Annotated in this window: 14 protein-coding genes; 8 read left to right on the forward strand and 6 right to left on the reverse strand. The window is 59.9% G+C overall.

Annotated features, from left to right (window positions below):
• Positions 1-48 precede the first annotated feature (48 nt).
• The 4 genes from FIU93_RS07560 to FIU93_RS07575 all read left to right on the forward strand — a co-directional run bounded on the left by FIU93_RS07560 (position 49) and on the right by FIU93_RS07575 (position 4,940).
• Positions 49-675, forward strand: a complete 627-nt coding sequence (locus tag FIU93_RS07560; protein WP_031270103.1) for an arylesterase — start codon at positions 49-51, stop codon at positions 673-675.
• Positions 676-753: 78 nt separating this feature from the next.
• On the forward strand, positions 754-1,806 hold the full coding sequence (locus FIU93_RS07565; RefSeq protein WP_152505258.1) for an NADP(H)-dependent aldo-keto reductase: 1,053 nt from the start codon (positions 754-756) through the stop codon (positions 1,804-1,806).
• Positions 1,807-2,006: 200 nt separating this feature from the next.
• Positions 2,007-2,543 (forward strand): RNA 2',3'-cyclic phosphodiesterase, encoded by a 537-nt coding sequence (thpR, locus tag FIU93_RS07570; RefSeq protein WP_023002705.1) that lies wholly within the window; start codon positions 2,007-2,009, stop codon positions 2,541-2,543.
• A gap of 432 nt (positions 2,544-2,975) precedes the next feature.
• Positions 2,976-4,940 (forward strand): methyl-accepting chemotaxis protein, encoded by a 1,965-nt coding sequence (locus FIU93_RS07575; protein WP_152505259.1) that lies wholly within the window; start codon positions 2,976-2,978, stop codon positions 4,938-4,940.
• A gap of 2 nt (positions 4,941-4,942) precedes the next feature.
• Here FIU93_RS07575 and FIU93_RS07580 read toward each other — a convergent pair whose 3' ends face one another.
• Positions 4,943-6,118: a glycosyltransferase family 4 protein gene (locus FIU93_RS07580; RefSeq protein ID WP_353621963.1), complete on the reverse strand. Its 1,176-nt coding sequence runs from the start codon at positions 6,116-6,118 to the stop codon at positions 4,943-4,945.
• A gap of 86 nt (positions 6,119-6,204) precedes the next feature.
• Here FIU93_RS07580 and FIU93_RS07585 point away from each other — a divergent pair, with 86 nt between their 5' ends.
• A complete protein-coding gene (locus FIU93_RS07585; protein WP_152505260.1) occupies positions 6,205-6,990 on the forward strand; it encodes an alpha/beta hydrolase in 786 nt (261 codons plus the stop codon).
• Between the two features lie 10 nt (positions 6,991-7,000).
• Here the strand turns inward: FIU93_RS07585 and FIU93_RS07590 are convergent, their stop codons facing one another.
• A complete protein-coding gene (locus FIU93_RS07590; protein WP_152505261.1) occupies positions 7,001-7,642 on the reverse strand; it encodes a DNA-3-methyladenine glycosylase in 642 nt (213 codons plus the stop codon).
• Between the two features lie 127 nt (positions 7,643-7,769).
• Between FIU93_RS07590 and gluQRS the strand changes: the two genes are divergently transcribed.
• Positions 7,770-8,654 carry a tRNA glutamyl-Q(34) synthetase GluQRS gene (gene gluQRS / locus FIU93_RS07595; protein ID WP_152505262.1) on the forward strand — a complete coding sequence of 295 codons (885 nt, stop codon included), beginning with the start codon at positions 7,770-7,772 and terminating at the stop codon, positions 8,652-8,654.
• Between the two features lie 12 nt (positions 8,655-8,666).
• Here gluQRS and FIU93_RS07600 read toward each other — a convergent pair whose 3' ends face one another.
• Entirely contained in the window at positions 8,667-9,641 is a 975-nt protein-coding gene (locus tag FIU93_RS07600) for an AEC family transporter (protein WP_055659947.1), read from the reverse strand.
• A gap of 176 nt (positions 9,642-9,817) precedes the next feature.
• Here FIU93_RS07600 and FIU93_RS07605 point away from each other — a divergent pair, with 176 nt between their 5' ends.
• The gene (locus tag FIU93_RS07605; RefSeq protein WP_152505263.1) at positions 9,818-10,981 is read left to right on the forward strand and encodes a hybrid sensor histidine kinase/response regulator; all 1,164 of its coding nucleotides are present in this window, start codon (positions 9,818-9,820) and stop codon (positions 10,979-10,981) included.
• A gap of 19 nt (positions 10,982-11,000) precedes the next feature.
• On the opposite strand, the gene map is transcribed toward FIU93_RS07605, so the two are convergent.
• The 3 genes from map to FIU93_RS07620 form a co-directional block, all read right to left on the reverse strand.
• On the reverse strand, positions 11,001-11,771 hold the full coding sequence (map, locus tag FIU93_RS07610) for a type I methionyl aminopeptidase (protein ID WP_152505264.1): 771 nt from the start codon (positions 11,769-11,771) through the stop codon (positions 11,001-11,003).
• Between the two features lies 1 nt (position 11,772).
• The gene (locus FIU93_RS07615; RefSeq protein ID WP_055659940.1) at positions 11,773-11,979 is read right to left on the reverse strand and encodes a ParD-like family protein; all 207 of its coding nucleotides are present in this window, start codon (positions 11,977-11,979) and stop codon (positions 11,773-11,775) included.
• A 117-nt stretch (positions 11,980-12,096) separates the two neighbouring features.
• Positions 12,097-12,774: a 2-hydroxychromene-2-carboxylate isomerase gene (locus FIU93_RS07620; RefSeq protein ID WP_353612649.1), complete on the reverse strand. Its 678-nt coding sequence runs from the start codon at positions 12,772-12,774 to the stop codon at positions 12,097-12,099.
• Between the two features lie 81 nt (positions 12,775-12,855).
• On the opposite strand from FIU93_RS07620, the gene FIU93_RS07625 reads away from it, so the two are divergent.
• Positions 12,856-13,716 carry a phosphatase PAP2 family protein gene (locus FIU93_RS07625; RefSeq protein WP_209010304.1) on the forward strand — a complete coding sequence of 287 codons (861 nt, stop codon included), beginning with the start codon at positions 12,856-12,858 and terminating at the stop codon, positions 13,714-13,716.
• The last annotated feature ends 7 nt before the right edge of the window (positions 13,717-13,723 follow it).

Here is a 13,723-nt window from a genome sequence, read left to right on the forward strand (position 1 = left end):
CATATGGGCCTGTTGAAGAGCGTCTTCCAGTCCCAAAAGAGTGTTCACGTGAACCGGTTTATTGCCTGCCTGACGATAATCATCCTGTCTTTCCTGCCAATGGCCGCCCAGTCGGCCGATCTGAAACTGGTGGTGCTGGGGGACAGTCTGTCCGCCGGCTATCAGCTGTCGGCAGGAGAGGGCTTCACGGATCAGCTCCAGAAAGCGCTTGATGCGAAGGGGCAATCGGTCGAGGTCGTCAATGCCGGCGTGTCTGGCGACACGTCAAGCGGCGGGCTGTCGCGGCTGGACTGGTCGGTGGGACCGGACACCAGTGCCGTCATCGTGGAGCTCGGGGCAAACGACGCGTTGCGGGGGATCTCTCCGGAGCTGACGCGCAAGAATATCGACGAAATCGTCCGGCGCCTGACGGAACGCGGGGTTGCCGTGCTTGTCGCGGGCATGCTGGCTCCGCGCAATCTTGGGCCGGAATATGCCGAGGCATTCGATCCGATCTACTCCGATGTTGCCAAGGCGCACGATGCGTTGTTTTATCCCTTCTTCCTCGAGGGTGCCGCCCTCAATCCCGATCTCAACCTTTCCGACGGTATGCATCCCAACGCCAAAGGGGTGGAAGTCATCGTCGAAAACATTCTGCCGAAAGTGGAAGAGCTTTTGGCCAAAGCCCGATCCTAGGGGCTTTGCTCTGGACCTGGGGTGGAAGCCGATCCGGCTTCCGGGACGCCCCGTTTTCAAAATTTGAAGGATAGTCTTATGGAAAAGCGCCGTCTTGGCCGCACGGATATACAGGTCAGCGCCCTTTGCCTCGGTACCATGACCTTCGGGGAGCAGAACTCCGAGGCGGAAGGTCACGCCCAGATGGACCACGCCGTGGAAAAGGGCATCAATTTCTTTGACGCGGCAGAACTTTATCCGATCCCGCCGAAGAAAGAGACCCAGGGCCGGACCGAGCGCATCGTCGGCACGTGGTTCAAGAAAACCGGCATGCGGGACAAGATCGTCATGGCCACCAAGGTGGTCGGGCGGACCGACATGGACTGGTTCCGTGAAAACGGTGCGAAGGCGAAACTGGTTCGCGAAGAGATCGAATTTGCGGTCGACCGCAGCCTGAAGAACCTGGAAACAGACTATATCGACCTCTACCAGATCCACTGGCCGGACCGGAACGTCGGCGGTTTCGGTTCAAACCCGACGCGCTGGGCGGATGTCGAACCGGCTCCGGACGAAAACAGCATCCAGTCGACGCTGGAAATCCTTGGGGATCTGGTCAAGGCCGGCAAAATCCGTCACGTCGGTGTCTCCAACGAAAGTGCCTGGGGCACGATGCGCTACGTCGCCGCGTCCGAGATGTATGACGTGCCGCGGATCGTCTCGATCCAGAACGCCTATTCCCTGGTCAACCGGACCTTCGAAACCGGCCTTGCGGAAGTTACCCGCCGGGAAGATGTCGGTCTTCTGGGATATTCGGCACTGGCCCAGGGATATCTGACGGGCAAATACCGCAATGGCGCCCTTCCGGCAGGTGCCCGCAAGACGCTGTTCAACCGTTTGCAGCGCTATGAGCACCCGCGCGCCATCGAGGCGGTCGATGCCTATCTGGACCTGGCGCAGGAGGCGGGACTTGATCCGTCGCAGATGGCACTTGCCTTTGCCATGTCGCGGTCTTTCATGACCTCGGTCATCCTGGGTGCGACGACCATTGAGCAGCTGGATACCGACATCGGAGCTGCGGACGTTGCGCTGAGTGCCGATGTTCTGGAGAAAATCGATGCGCTGCATCAGGAATTCGGCAATCCGGCGCCGTAACGGGTGTAACTTCCTGATCGATAAATCTTTTTAGAGAATCATCTGCAGATCGGAGGCCGGGCTGGTTATGAACCAGCCCGGTTTTCATTTGAGTGCGGCGCCGAATTTTTGAACGCGCTCAAAAACTTAGCTTTTTGTCTTGCGATTTTCATGAAGTTGATTCCTCATGGGATTCATCAGCGACAGCGGAGGGAACACCCATGCCGCGCCTATTTACAGGCCTTGAGATTCCGTCCCAGACGGCACTCATGCTTTCGATGCTCCGGGGAGGCCTTCGGGGCGCCCGCTGGATTGATCCGGAGAACTACCACATCACCTTGCGCTTCATTGGCGACATCGACGACCGTACGGCCGACGAGATCGCCGCCGCGCTTGATCGTGTCCGCAGGGATCCGGTGGAAATCCGCCTCAACGGACTTGGTTCTTTCGGCAACGGCAAGCCGCATGCGGTCTGGGCCCGGGTTGAGCCGACCGCTCAACTTGCCGAATTGCAGGCCGAGCAGGAACGCATCATCCAGCGTCTGCATCTGCCGGCCGAGCGGCGCAAGTATGTTCCGCACGTCACCCTTGCCCGTTGCAGGACCTCGACCAACGAGGACGTGGCCAAGTGGCTAAGCGAGCGCGGCAACTTCCAGGCGCAGCCCTTCATTGCCGGACGTTTTGTGCTGTTCTCGGCGAAATCAAGTGTCGGTGGCGGCCCCTATCTGGTGGAAGAGGCCTATCCGCTGGCCGCGTGACGCCCGCATTCTGGTGGCGTGCAGCGAGACCACAGGATTTGCGTATCGGCAGAATGAACCCAAGCCTCTGCCGGTTTTCGGGTCGCTTTTGGCTGAAACCCTGAAAAAGATTGCACCGACCCGACGCGAAAAAATGACGCACGCTGGCGTCCGCGCTCCTTTTGTGATGGTCAAAAGTGACAGGAGGGGGCCGAGAAACTGTGCGGTTTTTGGGCAGGCCGGAATTCCAGGGCAGTGAAAAAGGCTGTTTTGCCTAAATAATAAGTTGAATGAATTCTCTGAATGATTGAGTGGGTAGAAGTATAAACCTATGGTTTAGAAGATTAGTCGGCTCAGTATTCAAGTTGCGTAAAGGAAAATTAATGGCTTGAGCGTTTTCTGGACACACTGTGCAAGGCTCGACAAGAGCTGCCCCAAAAAAACGAGACCATTATGAAGTTCTTTGCAGATCTGCCCATCGCGGTGCGTGTCGGAGCGCTGTCCGCAATCGCCGTGGTTGCCATTGGCGTATTGCTTGGCACGGCGCTTTACAGCCAGCAAATCGTGTCGCACGAAATCGACAATCTGGCTGAATATTCGCAAATGGACTTCAAGGTGTCGCAGGTTCAGGCTCATGCCCAGAACATGCAGCGCAGCCAGAAGGACTTTCTTTTGAACAAGGACATGGCCTTTGTCGAGGAATACAAGGCCGAGTTCGAGAAAGCCCAGAGCAACCTGAACGATGTCGATACGAAGCCGCAATCGGCTTCCATCAAGGATAACATCGCCAAGCTTCGCGATGTTCTTGACCAGCACAAGGCAAAGTTCGACGCTCTGACCAGTGAGCTTACCCGAATGGGGCTTGATGAAAGCACCGGGCTGCAGGGGTCTCTGCGCACTGCCGTGCATGACGTGGAAAGCAAGCTGGATGCCGCCAATCTGGATGCCTTGACCGTCAAGATGCTGATGATGCGCCGTCATGAAAAAGATTTCATGCTGCGCGGTGACGAGAAATATATCGGCAGGATCAGCGAACGGCGGGCTGAATTCGCAGATCTGCTGCCGAAAAGCGGGTTGCCCGACGCCAAACAGGCTGAAATCGGCAAGCTGCTGGATACCTACCAGGCCTCCTTCCAGGCTTATGCCGAATTGTCCCTGAAGATTGCTGCCGACCTGGCCGAGATCGAGGCAATCTACGCCCAGGTTGCTCCGGAATGGGCGGTGATGTCAGAAGCGGCCTATGCGGGCAAGCTGGCCGCCGGGGAAACGCTGGACACTGCCCAGGCCTTCTCCAAAACAACATTCCTGACCGTCTCCGCCATCGCGCTGGTGCTGTCCATCGGGCTTGGCTGGCTGATCGGCCGCAGCATTACCAGGCCGGTGAAAACGCTTACCGGAACCATGGGAACGCTCGCTGGCGGATCCATCGACATCGACGTCCAGTACACCGACCGCAAGAGCGAGATCGGCAGCATGGCCCGCGCCGTGGAAGTTTTCCGCGCCAATGCCGTCCGGACCCGCGAACTGGAAGCGGAGCAGAAGGAACAGGCAGCAAGAACCGCCGCCGAGCAGAAGCGGATGATGATGGAGCTTGCCGATAGTTTCGAAAGCTCCGTTGGTGAAATCGTCCAGGCGGTATCGTCCTCGTCGTCCCAGCTGGAATCGAGCGCAAGTTCCATGAGCGCCACCGCCGAGCAGACCCAGCAACAATCCTCGAACGTTGCCGCGGCAGCCGAGCAGGCATCTGCCAACGTTCAGACCGTTGCCTCCGCAGCCGAAGAGCTGTCGTCGACGGTTTCGGAAATTTCCCGACAGGTCGCCCAGTCTTCAAATGTTGCTGCCACGGCAACGGCGGAAGCCAAGAAGACCAACGACCAGGTTCAGGGGCTCGCCGAAGCCGCTTCGCGCATCGGTGAAGTGGTGAAGCTTATTTCCGATATCGCCGAGCAGACCAATCTTCTGGCGCTCAATGCCACCATTGAAGCGGCCCGTGCGGGCGAGGCCGGCAAGGGATTTGCCGTCGTTGCGTCGGAAGTGAAGGAACTGGCCAGCCAGACGACCAAGGCGACCGAGGAAATCTCCCAACAGATTTCCGGTGTCCAGTCGGCGACCCGTGACGCTGTCTCTGCCATCGACGGCATCACCAAGACGATCTTCGAGATCAACGAGATTGCCGGCGGGATCGCGGCGGCTGTCGAAGAGCAGGGCGCGGCAACCACCGAGATCGCGCGCAATGTGCACGAAGCTTCCACCGGTACACGCGATGTGACCCGCAACATCAGCAGCGTCAGCGAAGCAGCCACCCAGTCGGGGCATGCGGCGGAAGAGCTGCAGGCGGCGTCCGGCACTCTTGCAAGCAATGCCCGGGCGCTTCAGGCCGAGGTCGACGGCTTCCTGGCACGCGTACGCGCCGGCTGAGATCAGGTGCCCAGCAGGCCGGCATAAACACCGAGCGTGCGGGCGCACATGGTTTCGACCGAGAAATTCTGGCGGACATGGGCGAGAGCCCGGTCCGCCATTTTGTTTTTCTCATCCACGTCCTGGCCCAACACACGGACAATGGCATCCGCCAGAGCCTGAGGGTCGCCCGGTGCCACCCGCCAGCCGGTGCGTTCGCTTTCGGCCGCATCGGGCGGGGAAAGGACGGTTTCAGGTACCGCCCCGAGGTTGGAGACGATTACAGGCACCCTTGCGGCCTGTGCTTCAACTGCCGCCCGGCCGAAGGCTTCCGGTTCGACAGAAGCAACAATCGCAATATCGGCCAATGCCATCGCAGCGGGAACGTCGGCACAGTGACCGACGATCCGGACCTTGTCCTGCAGGCCGTTGTCGGCAATCAGCTTTTTCAACTCCGCCAGATATCCGTCACGACCCTGGGCATCGCCCGCCAGAATGGCGATCGGGTCGGAAGGTAGCCTGTCTTGCAGAAGCGCCATCGCCTCGATCACGACACGCTGTCCCTTCCAGGCGGTCAGCCGTGCCATGTTGAGAAGTATCGGCCGTCCCGTCGGGATGCCCCACTGGTCCTTCAATGCCTGCAGCCGCAGGGCGCTGACATTGTCGGGTAGCAAGCCTTTCAGATCGGATCCGCGCTGGATGACGGTGATCTTGCCTTTTGCGAACGGGTGCCGGTCTTCGATCAGCCCGCATATGAAATGCGAATTGGCAATCACCGCATCCCCCCGCGCCATGACCGAATTGTACCAGCTCTTCAGTGCATTCGACTGGTTATATGTGCCGTGGTAGGTGGTCACGAAAGGGGTTCTGGTGCGCCGTGCGGCCCAAAGGCACGACCATGCCGGGGCCCGGCTGCGAGCGTGAAGCAGGCTGACCTTGCGTGTGGTCACGATGTCCGCCAGCCTGGCTGCATTCTTCCAGAGGGTTGCCGGGTTCTTCGACTTGACGGGCAGGACAATGTGTTCCGCGCCAAGGGCTTCCAGTTCCGGCACCATCTGGCCGCCCTGGCTTGCAACGAGAGCCTTTCCACCGGCTTCCACCACAGCTTTGGCAACGTCCAGCGTCGTGCGCTCGGCGCCACCGGAGTTGAGATCCGGGATCACTTGCAAAATCGTGGTCTCAGAAGGCAGATGAACCAAATCGGATCTCCGGTGAACTGGTCAAGGCGGGGCGTCTGTGCCAAATGGCATAAACAGAAAACATCTATCAGAACGAGAGCCTTAATATGGGTGATTCCGAACCGCAATTCATCCAGATCGGAAAAAACGACGCGAAACGCCGGATTGCCGTGCGGAATGCGCCGGGTTCCGGGGCAAGTTCGTTACCCGGCATCTTGTGGTTGTCCGGGTTCAAGTCGGACATGTCCGGCAAAAAAGCCGAGGCATTGGCCGAGGAGGGGGCACGAAACGGGCAGGGTGTGGTGCGGTTCGACTATTCCGGCCATGGCCTGTCGGAGGGTGATTTCGAAGATGCCTGTGTTTCCGACTGGCTGGAGGAAGCGCTTGCCGTTTTCGATGCTTGTTGCCCGGGCGAAACCGTATTGGTCGGCTCCTCCATGGGCGGCTGGCTCGCATTGTTGCTGGCGCTCGCCCGCAAAGACAGTGGCCGCATCAAGGGGCTGGTTCTGATTGCTCCCGCGGTTGATTTTACCGAAGAGCTGATGTGGAAGCAGCGCTTCAGCGATGAGATCCGTGCCGCTATTCTTGCCGATGGCCGCTGGGAACAGCCTTCAGCCTATAGCGGCGCGCCCTATGTGATCACGCGCAAGCTGATCGAAGATGGCCGCAATCACCTTCTTTTCGGGGCGCCGCTTCATCTCGGTGCTCCCGTTACGATCCTGCAGGGCGCGCAGGACCCGGATGTGCCGGAAAGTCATGCACGCCGCCTGGTTGAGGCCTTGCCGCTGGACGATGTCACCTTTTCGCTGGTGCCGGATGGCGATCATCGTCTGTCCCGGCCGGAGGACATCGATCTTCTGTTGCGGGCCGTTGCGGACATGTCGGCCCGATAAGGACCACACCCTAGACCGGCAGGGTTTCCCGGCCCTGTTTTTTCACCTTGTACCAAGCCCAGAAGAGACGGGCGGCGACAGCTCGGTGCGGTGTCCAGGCCTCGGCGATGACGTCGAGCTCTTTTGGTGCCGGACGTTCTGCCAAGCCGAGGGACTCCTGAACCGCAACTTGCAAGGCCAGGTCACCGCTCGGGAAGACATCAGGATGACCCGCGCAGAACAGCAGGAAGATATCCGCGGTCCAGCGGCCGATGCCCTTTATCTCGCATAATGCGCGGTGGGCTTCATCCGCCGGCGCCTGTGCCAGATGAGCAAGGTCGAGACCATTGCCGCATGCTTGCGTCAGCGCGCGCAAGGTCCGGATTTTCGGTCGGGACAGGCCGGCGCCTGCCAGTTGCTCGTCGGTGAAGGTTGCCAGGTTTTCTGCCGTCAGCGGCGCAATCAGCACCTGAAGGCGTGCGAAGATGGCAGCCGCGCTGGCAACCGACACCTGCTGTCCGGTGACAATCTGTGCAAGACCTTCAAAATTGGCCGCGCGACGGCGCAATGGGATCGGGCCTGCTGTTCCTGCAATTTCCTGCAGGCGCGGGTCGAGACGGATCAGCGCCTTGAGACCGGCTTCGATGTCTTCTTCGGTGGTAATCGGGGTCATGTCGGCGGGGCTTGTCCGGAGATGTCTTGAACTGCCGGGCGATACTGTCTCTTGCGCGGCGGCTGGGGAATGATAGGTAGGACTTCACTCATCAGCCCGCTCCGCGTCAACAGCCTTTGCCGATCTCATGACCCAGCCCGTGTTCCGCTTTGCTCCTTCGCCCAATGGGCACTTGCATCTGGGGCATGCGCTTTCGGCTCTCCTGAATGCGCGTGCAGCTGTTGCGCTCAGTGGCCGGTTTCTCGTGCGGGTGGAAGATATCGACCAGACCCGGTGCACACCGGACCTGGAACGGGAGATGTTCGAGGATCTCGCCTGGTTGGGCGTGCCGCTCGATGAGCCCGTGTTGCGCCAATCGGAAAATTTTCCGCAATACCGGGCAGCCCTGGAAAAGTTGCAGGACATGGGCCTGGTTTATCCTGCCTATCTGACCCGTGCTGAAATCAAGGCGTTCGTTTCAGCCAAGGAAGCCGATGGAGAAAGCTGGCCGCGAGATCCTGACGGTGCGCCGCTTTATCCTGGCGATGCCGCGGTTCTTTCGCCGGAAGAGCTCAGGAGCCGGGCGGCCAGCGATGCGCCGTTCTCACTGCGTCTCGACATGCAGCGCGCCCTCGCGCAGATCGGAAAGGCGCTGTCGTGGCAGGAAACGGGGGCGGAAGGCGAAAGCCTGTTTGCCGAACCTGTCGCGGTGCCTGTCGAGGCGGCAGCGTGGGGTGATTTTATCCTTGCCCGCAAGGACACGCCGACGAGCTATCATCTGTCGGTGGTGGTCGATGATGCCAGGCAGGGCATCACCGATGTGCTGCGCGGACAGGACCTTTATCACGCAACCAGCGTGCACAGGGTCCTGCAGGAACTGCTCGGCCTGCCGTCACCGGTCTACCGGCATCACAGGCTCGTTCTGGGGGCCGACGGGCGCAAGCTCTCGAAGTCGAGCAAGGACACCAGTCTCCGGTCGTTGCGTGAGGCCGGCATGACCCATGCCGAATTGCGCAAGAGGATCGGGCTCTAGCGCGTTCAGGGATTAGCGCAGGCTCATGCCGAACCAATGATCCAGGAACCAGATCCACAAGCTGGCTGTAACGATGGCACAGAGCGTGGTCATGGTAATCGCATTTGCGGACATGGAATGGCCGGTGCCGTAGCGGTTGGCGAAAATATAGGCGTTGACACCTGTCGGGCAGCTGGCCGTCAAGGTCGCAACGGCTGTCCACAGAGGCGGCAGATGGAACACGAAGGCCCCGAAACTAAAAACGACGATCGGCATCAGCAGCATCTTGATGATGCTGAGGATCAGTCCTGGCACAATATTGCCGCGCATGCCGTATTGCACGAGGCTCATGCCCAGTGACAGCAGTGACAGAGGCAGTGCCGTGGCGGCGATGCGGCTGATAACGTCGAGACCGATCTCCGGCAGCTCCAGGCCTGTCTGCCGCCAGACAAAGGCGGCGACGATGGTGACGACGAGGGGGTTCTTCACCAGGCTTTTTCCGGCTCCCATCAACAGTTGGGAAATGGGAGGGGAGGCCGTGCCGTTGTCGATCGCAGCTGCCCGCTCCATCATCACCGCCATCAGCACTGTCATTGTGGCCAGATGGATCGAGATGATCAGTAGCAGCGGGGCCAGACCTTCGTCGCCGTATACCGAGGCGACCAGCGGCAGTCCGACCAGAATCGTGTTGGCGAAGGCGGCGGATATCCCGCCGATCGCGCTTGCCCGGGCATCGCGGCCGAAACCCTTGCGAATGATCAGCGATCCGAGCAGCCAAGCAAAGCCGACGCCGATAAAGTAGGTTGCCCAGAGCGCCAGCGGAACACCCGCGCTGAGGTCAGCGCCGATCAGCGATCGGAAGATCAGCACCGGGATCGCCACGATATAGACGAACTGCCCGAGTGCTTCGCTGATGCTCTGGTTCAGAATGCGGGTTTTGGCAAGGCAGTAGCCAATGCCGATCAGCAGGAAAACCGGGGCGACGATCGTAAGTGTTTGAGCAAGCATCTATGCGGCAACCCAAAGGCTGTTTCCGGTTGATTTGGGACTGGGTGCAGGTGGATGCCGGTCTGGATGGACAGCGGCCACACGGCAAGGTAAGCAGAATTTCGACCAACTTGGCTTTTTGGCGCGTGTCTGGCAAGCCCGGTTGAGACCCATTCAGGCGAAGGATCTCCGGCCGCATGGCAAATCATGACGAGGACAGCGTCAAACTTGCGCTTCTGGCCCACGATCTCAGAACGCCGCTTGCCGCCATGCGCCTGACGGCGGAGCTGATCGGCACCGGTCCGCTGAACGGGACACAAAAAGATCAACTGTCGATCCTCATTCGCTCCATCGATGCACTTACGCAGATGACGGGCGAGCTTGTCACGGCTGCCGAACCGGGATCGCAAGCGGAAACAAGACCCAGTCGGATCGCAGATGTCGTTTCGGAAATCGCCGACCTTTTCCAGGTCGCGGCCGAAGCAAAAAACCTGACCTTGACGCTGAAAATAGACGACGAGGCCCGCGAGGCGGTTACATCAAGTGGTGGGACACTGCGCCGGGTGATCACGACATTGCTGGACAATGCCGTCAAATACACTGCTGAGGGCGGGGTCACGGTCGAGGTTCGCGCAGCCGGCCACAAATCGGAGGATGCATCCGGTCAGGGCAATCCTTCCTCCATCCTGATTTCCGTTGCAGACAGCGGCCCTGGCATCGAGCCTGAAGAAGGTGCACGGCTGTTCCGGCCCTTCGTCCGGGGCCGGCACGGCCGGGAAACCGCGCCTGGAACGGGTCTTGGTCTTTGGGGGACGGCGCAGTTCGTCCGGGACATGAATGGCCGGTTGACACTGGCGCGTTCCGAGACCGGCGGCAGCCGGTTCAATGTGGAAATTCCGCTCGGCGAGGGCGATGACGGCCTGTTGCAGGCCGAGGCAGACCAGCATGGAACGTCGGAATCATCCGAAGATGCGTCTGTCACCGGGCCCTTGTCGGCGCATGTGCTTATTGTTGATGACAACGAGACCAATTGCCGTCTGCTGGCAGCGCTGCTGGAATCCTTCGGTATTTCGTCGGAGGCCGCCAGATCGGGCGAGCAGGCTGTCGGTCTCGTTCAAAAGAGCGACTTCGATGCCGCGTTGCTCGATCTGCACATGCCCGGCATGAGCGGTGTCGAAACGGCCGAGGCGCTCGGATCTCTGCGCCCGGACCTGCCGCTGATCGCCGTGACGGCGGCTCTGGAGTCTGTTGGCGACACGCGTTTGCGGGATGCAGGGTTCCGGGAAATCCTGACAAAACCCCTGTCACCTGCCGCCCTTTTCGAGGCGATGAAACTGGCGAGCGGACGCAAAGCGGGCTGAGGGCCACACCTTACGGCCTCTATGCTGTCAGGGCTGTTTCATCTCGGCGCAGGGTCAGAACCTCGACGCCATCGGCGGTAACGGCGACCGTGTGTTCGAACTGCGCTGACAGCTTGCCGTCTTTGGTCACAACCTTCCAGCCGTCCTCTTCGGTTGAAACTCGGCTGGTGCCCTGGTTGATCATCGGCTCGACGGTGAAGACCATGCCTTCGCGCAATCTCATGCCCGTTCCGCGCCGTCCGAAATTCAGCACGTTGGGCTCCTCGTGCATTTCACGGCCGATGCCGTGTCCGCAATAGTCGCGCACCACCGAGTAACCGTTCTTCTTGGCGTGTTTTTCGATTGCATGGCCGATATCGCCCAGATAGGCGCCCGGCTTTACCTGCTCGATCCCTTTCCACATCGCTTTCTGGGCAACGCGCACCAGCCGCCTTGCGGCCGCACTGGCGTTTCCGACGACATAGGTCTTGCTGGAATCGGCAATGAAGCCGTCCTTTTCGAGCGTGATATCCAGATTGATGATGTCGCCGTCGCGGATGATCTCGTTCCGGTCCGGAATGCCGTGGCAGACGACCTGGTTGATCGAGCAATTCAGCACAAATTCAAAGCCGTATTGACCCTTGCTGGCCGGACGGGCAGCAAGGTCCTCGGTTATGAAACGCTCCACCATGTCGTTGACAGCGAGTGTCGACATTCCGGCAAGGTCAACGCCATCGAGCATCTCGAAGACGGAGGCGAGCAACCTGCCCGAGTTGCGCATGAGTTCCAGTTCTTCGGGGGTCTTGACCATGTCAGGCAACCGCCGCATCTGCCGAGGGTGCCTGCGCTGCGTCGAGCTGCATCTTGATGATGTCGCTGAAGGACAGGGTCGGGTTGGCCTCGGCCAGCATGCCGATCTTCATCCAGAATTCGGCCTGCGCATTGATGGAGCGGCACATGACGGTGCTGGCTCGGCGGATTTCCTCGTGCAGACCCTCGTCGATCTTGACGATGCCCATGACTGTCTCCCGAAATGGCTGGTTATATGAAACGTATATGTTTCGTATATAGCCTTCGATCTCGGGTCCCGCAAGCCGGGTTTTGTGTTGGGCTATCGGATGAATGCGAGGCGGTCTTCAGGCGTCTGTTTCAACCAGGTTTCCGGCTGCCTCGAGGGCCTGTTCCAGCCGATCGTCGCCCCAGTAGAGGTCTCCACCTGGAATGACGAAACTCGGTGCGCCGAAGATGCCGAGTTTCTCGGCTTCGGTAACGGCTGCGCGCAGACTTATCTTGTTTTCCCGGCTGTGGGCGGTTGCCAGGGCCGTCCGGGCCGGAGCGCCGATTTCCAGCAGCAGTTCGGCCATCAGGCTTTCGTCGGCGATGTTCAGCCCCTGTCCGAATTCAGCGATGAAGACTGCACGGGTAAAGGCCCCTATCCAGGGCTGGTTCTGTGCTGCGTGTGCGATCCTGGCGGCCAGCAGCGCGTCCTGGGGAAAGGGAGACGGCAATGTGAACGGCAGGCCGTATTGTCTGCAAAGCCTTTCCATGTCGCGCCACATGTAGTGGCCCTTGGCGGGATAAAGGTTGAAGGGAGAGGTTGGCCAGCCCTGCTTCTTGAAGATCGGACCGAGCAAAAATGGCCGCCAGGCGATCTCAACGCCATAGTCGCTTGCAAGCGTTTCGATCCGCATGGCCGAGAGATAGCTGTAGGTGGATGCAAACTCGTACCAGAATTCCACCACCGGTTTCCGGTCCTGCCGCAATGACACTATATTCGTGCCGGTAGGGGCCGCAGGCGGCTGACTGTTTTTCACATTCCGCATCTCCGCAAAATCTGAACCGGCCGGTTTCAGGAAGGGATTGGATCGGGCAATTGGATGCGTTAAAGAGCAGCCATGACGCAAACCCAGCCCCAGCAGCATAATCCCAAGACCGGACTGAGCAAACTATCCATCTGGTGCATTAACCATTCGATGGTGTGCGTTGGGCTCTATATCTGCCTTGTGTCCCTGTTCTTTCTGGCCTTTCCCGGCGTCGATCTCTGGGCGAGCGGGCTTTTCCATTTTGGCGATGAGGGCTTCAAGGCCGAGAACGTCGCGTTCTTGCGCGATGTCCGTCACTTGGGACCGTTTCTTGTCCGGGTGATCGCCATCGTCTGCGTGGCGGTTCTGCTCATCAAGCTGCTGGTGCCCGGCCGTCAGCCGCTGATGCCACTGCGTCAGCCGGTGTTCCTGCTGTCGACGCTGATCCTTGGACCGGGGGTTCTGGTCAATCTGATCCTGAAAGACAACTGGGGCCGCCCGCGGCCCCGCAATGTCGAGATCTTCGGTGGGGATCTGCCGTACCAGCCGGTCTGGAAAATCTCGAACTATTGCGACAGCAACTGTTCGTTCGTGTCCGGGGAAGGGTCGGCTGCCATGTGGCTGGTGGCGGCAATTACCTTGCTTGTGCCAGCAACCTGGCGCAAGGGCGCACTCGTCTTTCTGATCCCGCTCGGCCTGATCCTGTCAGCCAACCGGGTGGCTTTCGGCGGGCACTTCCTGTCCGATACGCTGTTGTCCTGGGGCGTGACGCTGCTCCTGATCCTGGCGATCCACCATCTGCTTTATCGCAAGACCCCACCGCTGGTGAGCGATCGCCAGCTTGACGAGTGGTTCACCGTGAAGGGGCGGCGCTTGCAGCGGGTGTTGCAACGGCTGGCGGTTCGGGGCCGACGGGCACTTCGCGGCATCGGTCGCGTTTTTGCCGAACGCTGACGAACAC

It is taken from the genome of Labrenzia sp. THAF35, assembly GCF_009363595.1.
GTDB lineage: Bacteria > Pseudomonadota > Alphaproteobacteria > Rhizobiales > Stappiaceae > Roseibium > Roseibium algicola.